We start from the raw sequence: 6714 nt of genomic DNA, 5'->3' as shown, positions 1-6714 counted from the left end.
TATTTCTCCTATTGATTTAATCGTAAATACCCCTAAAATTGACTTAGAAGACACATACACCATATGTATTAGTCCTTCTGATCACCCTGCAATTGTATTAACTACTGACGCTACTAATGATCGTTTCGAATGGAGGGATGAAAACAATACCATAGTTAGTACAAATAGTAACTTTCCACTAACTAGAGCTGGAGAATTTTCTTTAACTGTATATAAAACTATTAATGGTTTAGAATGTTCAAATTTTAAAACTTTCACAGTCAATTACCCTCCACCCCCTGAAGTTTTAAGTGTTGAAGTTAATGTTCAAAATGAATCCGAAAACACGGTGTACGTAAGTGTTAATGGAGATAGCAGCTATGAATATTCTTTAGATAATAACACATTTACGGGTAACGGAACATCGCATACTTTTAGTAACCTGCAACCAGGTATTGCCACTATTTACATTAGAGACCTCAATAAATGTGAACCTTCTATTAATGACTCTGCCAGTATTATTGGATATCCTAATTTTTTAACTCCAAATGCAGATGGTTTTAATGACTATTGGAAAGTATACGGTGTAAGTTCTAACTTCTTTAAAGAAATTGATATTAGAATTTTTAATCGCTTTGGAAAAGTTCTCTATGTTATAAACGATAAGAATGCTGAAATTGGCTGGGACGGAACCTATAATGGAATCTCTTTACCTTCAAACGATTATTGGTTTCATGCAAAACTTGTAGACTTAAATGGTAATTCTATAGATAAAAAAGGACACTTCACCCTTAAAAGAAATTAAACTTCATCACATAAATAACTATCCGTATTTTTGTTGAATGAACTTTGAATTAAACTCAGAATTTAAACCAACAGGGGATCAACCACAAGCGATTAAACAATTAGCTAACGGAATTTTAGCCGATGAAAAGTACCAAACACTTTTAGGTGTTACGGGTTCTGGTAAAACATTTTCTGTCGCTAATGTCGTCGCTGAAGTACAACGTCCAACTTTAGTTTTGGCTCATAACAAAACCTTAGCTGCTCAGTTGTATTCAGAGTTTAAACAGTTCTTTCCAAACAATGCTGTGGAATATTTCGTTTCGTATTATGATTACTATCAACCTGAAGCCTATATTCCTGTTACTGGAACCTATATTGAGAAAGATTTATCCATCAACGATGAAATAGAACGTTTACGAATTAGCACCTCTTCCTCCCTACTTTCTGGGCGTCGAGATGTATTGGTAGTTGCTTCAGTATCTTGTTTGTATGGTATTGGGAATCCTACGGAATTCAAAAAGAATGTGATTACTATTGAAGTTGACCAACAAATTTCACGTACTAAGTTCTTACATCGTCTAGTAACAAGTTTGTATGCACGTACCGAAGTTGAAATAAAAAGTGGAACTTTCAAAGTAAAAGGTGATGTCGTTACCATTTATCCTTCTTATGGTGATAATGGATATAAAATTCACTTTTTTGGGGATGAGATTGAAGAAATTGAGACCTTCGATATTGAAACTAACGAAGTTATTACGCGATTAGACAGACTGAATATTTATCCTGCTAACTTATTTGTAACCTCTCCTGATGTACTTCAAAATGCTATTCATCAAATTCAAGATGATATGGTAAAACAGGTAGATTACTTCAAAGAAATTGGGAAACATTTAGAAGCGAAACGTTTGCAAGAACGTACCGAATTCGACTTAGAAATGATTCGCGAATTAGGCTATTGTTCAGGAATTGAGAACTACTCTCGTTATTTAGATGGACGAGAAGCGGGTACACGACCTTTCTGTTTGTTAGATTACTTTCCTGATGATTACTTAATGGTAATTGATGAAAGTCATGTAACCGTTCCGCAAGTTCATGCGATGTATGGTGGTGATAGAAGCCGAAAAGAAAACTTGGTAGAATACGGATTCCGTTTACCTGCTGCAATGGATAATAGGCCTTTAAAGTTTGAAGAGTTCGAAGCTTTACAAAACCAAGTAATCTACGTTTCTGCAACTCCTGCAGATTACGAATTACAAAAAACCGAAGGGCTGTTTGTAGAACAAGTTATTCGACCAACAGGACTATTAGATCCTGAAATTGAAATCCGCCCGAGTTTAAATCAAATAGATGATTTAATTGAAGAAATTCAAGTGCGTGTAGAAAAAGACGAACGTACTTTGGTAACCACACTTACCAAACGTATGGCAGAAGAATTAGCTAAATACCTAACTCGAATTCAAGTACGTTGCCGTTATATACATTCCGATGTCGACACCCTAGAACGTGTAGAAATCATGCAAGATTTACGTAAAGGTTTGTTTGATGTTCTTATTGGAGTTAACTTACTTAGAGAAGGATTAGACCTTCCAGAAGTTTCCTTAGTGGCTATTTTAGATGCTGATAAAGAAGGTTTTTTACGTTCGCACCGTTCTTTAACACAAACCGTAGGCCGTGCAGCACGTAATGTAAATGGTAAAGCAATTATGTATGCGGATAAAATTACGAATAGTATGCAACTTACCATTGACGAAACCAACCGTAGACGTGAAAAGCAAATTAATTACAATACTGCTCACGGAATTACCCCTAAACAAATCAATAAAAAGATAGACAACACTTTATCTAAAAATGCGATTACTTCGTATCATTACGACAATGCTACCCAAAAAGCTGCTGAGCAAGATTTAGAATATTTACCAAAACAAGAAATAGAAAAACGCATACGCAACAAACGTAAACAAATGGAAGAAGCCGCCAAAGCTTTAGACTTTTTAGTAGCTGCTCAGTTACGAGATGAAATTGAAGTTTTGAAAGAAAAGTTGTAAACTAATTTAGTTTGACTGATTTCATAAATTCTAATCCCCAAAAAAAAACAGATTTGATTCTAAAGAAAAATTAATTCTAACTTCCCCAAGGAGCATTTGGAGTCTCTTTTTCCTTAGTTAAATCAAACTTTACAGAAAACAATCTATCTGTTCCTATTCTACGTAAATTATATGTAAAACTTGTTTCATCAATTGTAACCCACCAAACATTATTAGAAGCATACGAAATTAAATCGGCTGTATATTTATCCGCAGGAAAAAACTGAATATTAGGTAATCCCATATTAGGGTTGATTCCTCCATATTGCGTAATTTTATCTTCAGTACCATCTTTATGTCGATGATCGTGTTTCAGCTTTATTAATTTATCGGCACTCATAGTAAAAACCCAAGTACGAGATTTATCTTCTCCTACAAAAAAAGGTATTCTAATCGTATTCTCTTCACAAGAACGAACATGCATTATTAATTTTTCTCCTGTAAAACCATCTCCTTCTTTTCCTCCTGCTATTATTGTTCCTTCAAAAGCTTTTCCGCAATGAGTTTTTAGTTTATTCCAAAATAATTCGGAATTCGTTTCTTCTTGCGCTATTAGCTGTAAAGGAAGTAAAATAAGGATTAATAATTTTTTCATTGTATGCTATTTATATTTCAGCAAGCTAAATCACTCTGTACTGAAAGTACAGAGGTTTATTATACTGGGGACTAAAAGTCCCCTTTTTCATTCTAATATAAAATTAGAATTATCTGAGTTCGGTTTCCTATGATGTTCTAAATATTCGTTAACCATTTCATCTGTAATATTACCTGTACTCCAAACTCCATAACCAACTCCCCAAAAATGCTTCCCCCAGTAAAGATCACTTAACTTTCTAAATTCTTGTTGAAGCTTACGAGAACTTCTACCCTTCAGTTGCTTTACTAAGTAACTGACACTTTGTTTAGGTGCATACTCTATATGCATATGAATATGATCTGAACTAACTACCCCTTTTAAAATAGATACATTTTCTGCATCACAAATTTGAACTAGTAAATCTCTACAACGTTCTTGTATATCTCCTTTCAATATCTGATAACGATATTTGGTAACCCAAACTATATGACAGGTTAACCTACTTACTGTATGAGAACCTTTTCGTATTGATCTTTCCATATATGAAAGGTATTAATTTTTTATATAACTAAAAGTGCTGCAATAAAATTGCAGGGTTTTGAACCCTAAATTGAGACCAATAAAACAAAAAACCTCCTCACTTTAAACAGTGAGGTTTTTTAATATATTACTAAGAATTAATTAAAAAGTTTTAAGCGCTTAAAACTTCTTGTACTTTATCAGCTGCTTCTTGGAACTCAGTAGCTGAGATAATTTCCATTCCGCTGTTATCAATTAATTCTTTTGCTTCTTTAGCGTTTGTTCCTTGTAAACGAGCTATAATAGGCACATTAATTTTGTCACCCATGTTTTTGTAAGCATCAACAATACCTTGTGCCACACGATCACAACGAACGATACCTCCAAAAATGTTTACTAAGATAGCTTTTACGTTAGGATCTTTTAAAATGATTCCAAAAGCAGTTTCAACACGTTGTGCATCAGCAGTACCACCAACATCTAAGAAGTTAGCTGGCTCACCACCTGCTTGCTTAATTAAATCCATAGTTCCCATTGCTAAACCAGCTCCGTTTACCATACATCCAACGTTACCATCTAAATCTACATAGTTTAATCCTGCAGCATTCGCTTCAACTTCAATTGGGTTTTCTTCACGTAAATCACGCATTTCTGCATAATCTTTGTGACGGTATAAAGCGTTATCATCTAAAGTAACCTTAGCATCAACAGCCATGATTTTATCATCAGATGTTTTTAATACTGGGTTAATTTCAAATAAAGATGAATCAGATTTTACGTATGCTGTATATAAAGCAGTAACAAATTTTGTCATTTCTTTAAAAGCTGCACCACTTAACCCTAAGTTAAAAGCAATTTTACGAGCTTGGAAAGGTAATAAACCTGTTGCTGGATCTACTTCTTCAGTAAAAATTAAGTGTGGAGTTTCTTCTGCCACAGTTTCAATATCCATACCTCCTTCAGTAGAATACATAATCATGTTTCTACCAGTAGCACGGTTTAATAAAACTGACATATAAAATTCATCTGGCTCACTATCACCTGGATAATATACATCCTCAGCAATTAACACTTGGTTAACTAACTTACCTTCTGCTGAAGTTTGAGGAGTTACTAACATCATTCCTAAAATGTCATCAGCGATACTTTTTACCTCATCTAAGTTTTTAGCTAACTTAACACCTCCACCTTTTCCACGACCACCTGCGTGTACTTGAGCCTTAATTACGTGCCAACCAGTACCTGTTTCTTCTGTTAATTTCTTCGCTGCTTCAACAGCTTCTTCTGGAGTATTTGCAACAATTCCACGTTGAATACGAACGCCAAAACTGTTTAATATTTCTTTACCTTGATATTCGTGTAAGTTCATTAGATATGAATTTTTAAAGTCGAACAAAAATACAAATTCAATTTATAATACCTTATAATTTGTACTTTAATTTATGATTAATATCAATTTTCTTTTTCACAGTTTTTTAACACTTACAATGTAACGTTCATTTTTTTAACAGGTCTTTATAGTAATTAACATGAATTTGTGATTTTACAACCTAAATCAGAATAATTTAGCTAAACAACTAATTCTATTTCAAATCAACTATGCGTACAATTTTAGCATTAATTGCTGTTTTTTTCTTTTTCATAGAAACAACTGCCGCTTAAACCGTAAACCAAAACAGAAAGAAACTAGATGTAGTACGTGTAGAATCACCTCCAAAAATTGATGGAAAACTAGATGATGCTGCTTGGAAAAGTGTTCCTATAGCAAACAATTTTGTGATGATGCGCCCTGATAATGGTAAACCAGAACCCGATACGCATAAAACAGAGGTTAAATTAGTGTACAATGATGATGCTATTTACACAATCCAGGAACCTACACTGGTACAGATGGAGGATTATCTTTTTGGGCAGACACTAAAAACAGATTTAGCTTTGAAGGGAATTTAAACTATCGTACCGAACGGAAGGATTTCTTTGAACCTAGAGAAGGAAGTACTAGCGGGATTTACTTTAAAAGACCTGAACAACTAAACATAAACCACTGGGGATCTAGCGACTACAGAAAAAAACTTGCTCTTGATTATGATTTCTGGTACACCTTTCATAGAGAAACCGTAAATGATATTAACCAAAAGAGCTATGGTTTTGGAATAAGACCTAGATACCGATTCAACAATCAATTTTCTTTAATTTATGGTTTAAACTATAATAAGTATAAAAATCAATTTGGGTATGTAAATAACGATGACACTGCTATTTATTTCGGACAACGAAATTGGACTTCGTACAACAACTCTTTAACTGGTAAATACACATTTAGTACAAAATCGGCAGTATCATTATCATTTAGACATAACTGGAGTAAAGTTCCGTATCAAAATCAATTTTACAGTTTAGACCAAACTAACGGAGAGCTAATTCAAAGTAGCTATCAAGGAGATCATGACAAAAACTTTAATAGCTGTAATTTAGACCTTAATTACCAATGGCAATTTGCTCCTGGTAGCCAATTAATTGCCTTTTACAGAAACTCAATTTTTGGTTCAAACAGTCATGCAAAACACAGTTTCTTTAAAAATTTAGATCGACTTTTTGATGAGAAACATCAACATACTTTTTCTGTTCGATTGGTGTATTTTATCGATTACAACAACATTAAAAACATATTTTAAAACATCGTTTTCCGATAAAAGAAAATAGACCGCTTCACTGTTAGAATAGAGAAACAAGAATCTTTATAACCAAATGACATGGAAACGATTACCA

6 protein-coding genes and 1 pseudogene are annotated in these 6714 nt (G+C 33.6%); 3 read left to right on the top strand and 4 right to left on the bottom strand.

What is annotated here, in order from left to right:
* Both OU788_RS01815 and uvrB read left to right on the top strand, forming a co-directional pair.
* On the top strand, positions 1-784 hold a 784-nt coding region (locus tag OU788_RS01815; RefSeq protein ID WP_274633580.1), incomplete at its 5' end, for a T9SS type B sorting domain-containing protein.
* Positions 785-821: 37 nt separating this feature from the next.
* A complete protein-coding gene (gene uvrB / locus OU788_RS01810; protein WP_274633579.1) occupies positions 822-2810 on the top strand; it encodes an excinuclease ABC subunit UvrB in 1989 nt (662 codons plus the stop codon).
* 76 nt (positions 2811-2886) lie between these two features.
* Here uvrB and OU788_RS01805 read toward each other — a convergent pair whose 3' ends face one another.
* The 4 genes from OU788_RS01805 to OU788_RS01790 form a co-directional block, all read right to left on the bottom strand.
* Positions 2887-3444, bottom strand: coding sequence for a hypothetical protein (locus OU788_RS01805; RefSeq protein WP_274633578.1), 558 nt, complete (start codon positions 3442-3444; stop codon positions 2887-2889).
* A gap of 87 nt (positions 3445-3531) precedes the next feature.
* Positions 3532-3966: an IS200/IS605 family transposase gene (gene tnpA / locus OU788_RS01800; RefSeq protein ID WP_274633577.1), complete on the bottom strand. Its 435-nt coding sequence runs from the start codon at positions 3964-3966 to the stop codon at positions 3532-3534.
* 151 nt (positions 3967-4117) lie between these two features.
* Positions 4118-5314, bottom strand: coding sequence for an ADP-forming succinate--CoA ligase subunit beta (gene sucC / locus OU788_RS01795; RefSeq protein ID WP_274633576.1), 1197 nt, complete (start codon positions 5312-5314; stop codon positions 4118-4120).
* A 289-nt stretch (positions 5315-5603) separates the two neighbouring features.
* On the bottom strand, positions 5604-5792 hold the full coding sequence (locus tag OU788_RS01790) for a hypothetical protein (RefSeq protein ID WP_274633575.1): 189 nt from the start codon (positions 5790-5792) through the stop codon (positions 5604-5606).
* A 72-nt stretch (positions 5793-5864) separates the two neighbouring features.
* Here OU788_RS01790 and OU788_RS12960 point away from each other — a divergent pair.
* A pseudogene (locus tag OU788_RS12960) lies at positions 5865-6620 on the top strand (DUF5916 domain-containing protein); the annotation flags it as partial.
* Positions 6621-6714: the final 94 nt, after the last annotated feature.

The organism is Tenacibaculum sp. L6 (assembly GCF_028823685.1).
In the GTDB taxonomy this organism is placed as follows: domain Bacteria; phylum Bacteroidota; class Bacteroidia; order Flavobacteriales; family Flavobacteriaceae; genus Polaribacter.
The sequence above is the reverse complement of the archived record's forward strand: the minus strand, read 5'-3'. Positions and strand labels throughout refer to the sequence as shown.

Bases quoted from the DNA above. Each gene is read 5' to 3' on its own strand.
- uvrB (WP_274633579.1), top strand. From the start codon at position 822: ATGAACTTTGAATTAAACTCAGAATTTAAACCAACAGGGGATCAACCA.
- OU788_RS01805 (WP_274633578.1), bottom strand. From the start codon at position 3,444: ATGAAAAAATTATTAATCCTTATTTTACTTCCTTTACAGCTAATAGCG.
- tnpA (WP_274633577.1), bottom strand. From the start codon at position 3,966: ATGGAAAGATCAATACGAAAAGGTTCTCATACAGTAAGTAGGTTAACC.
- sucC (WP_274633576.1), bottom strand. From the start codon at position 5,314: ATGAACTTACACGAATATCAAGGTAAAGAAATATTAAACAGTTTTGGC.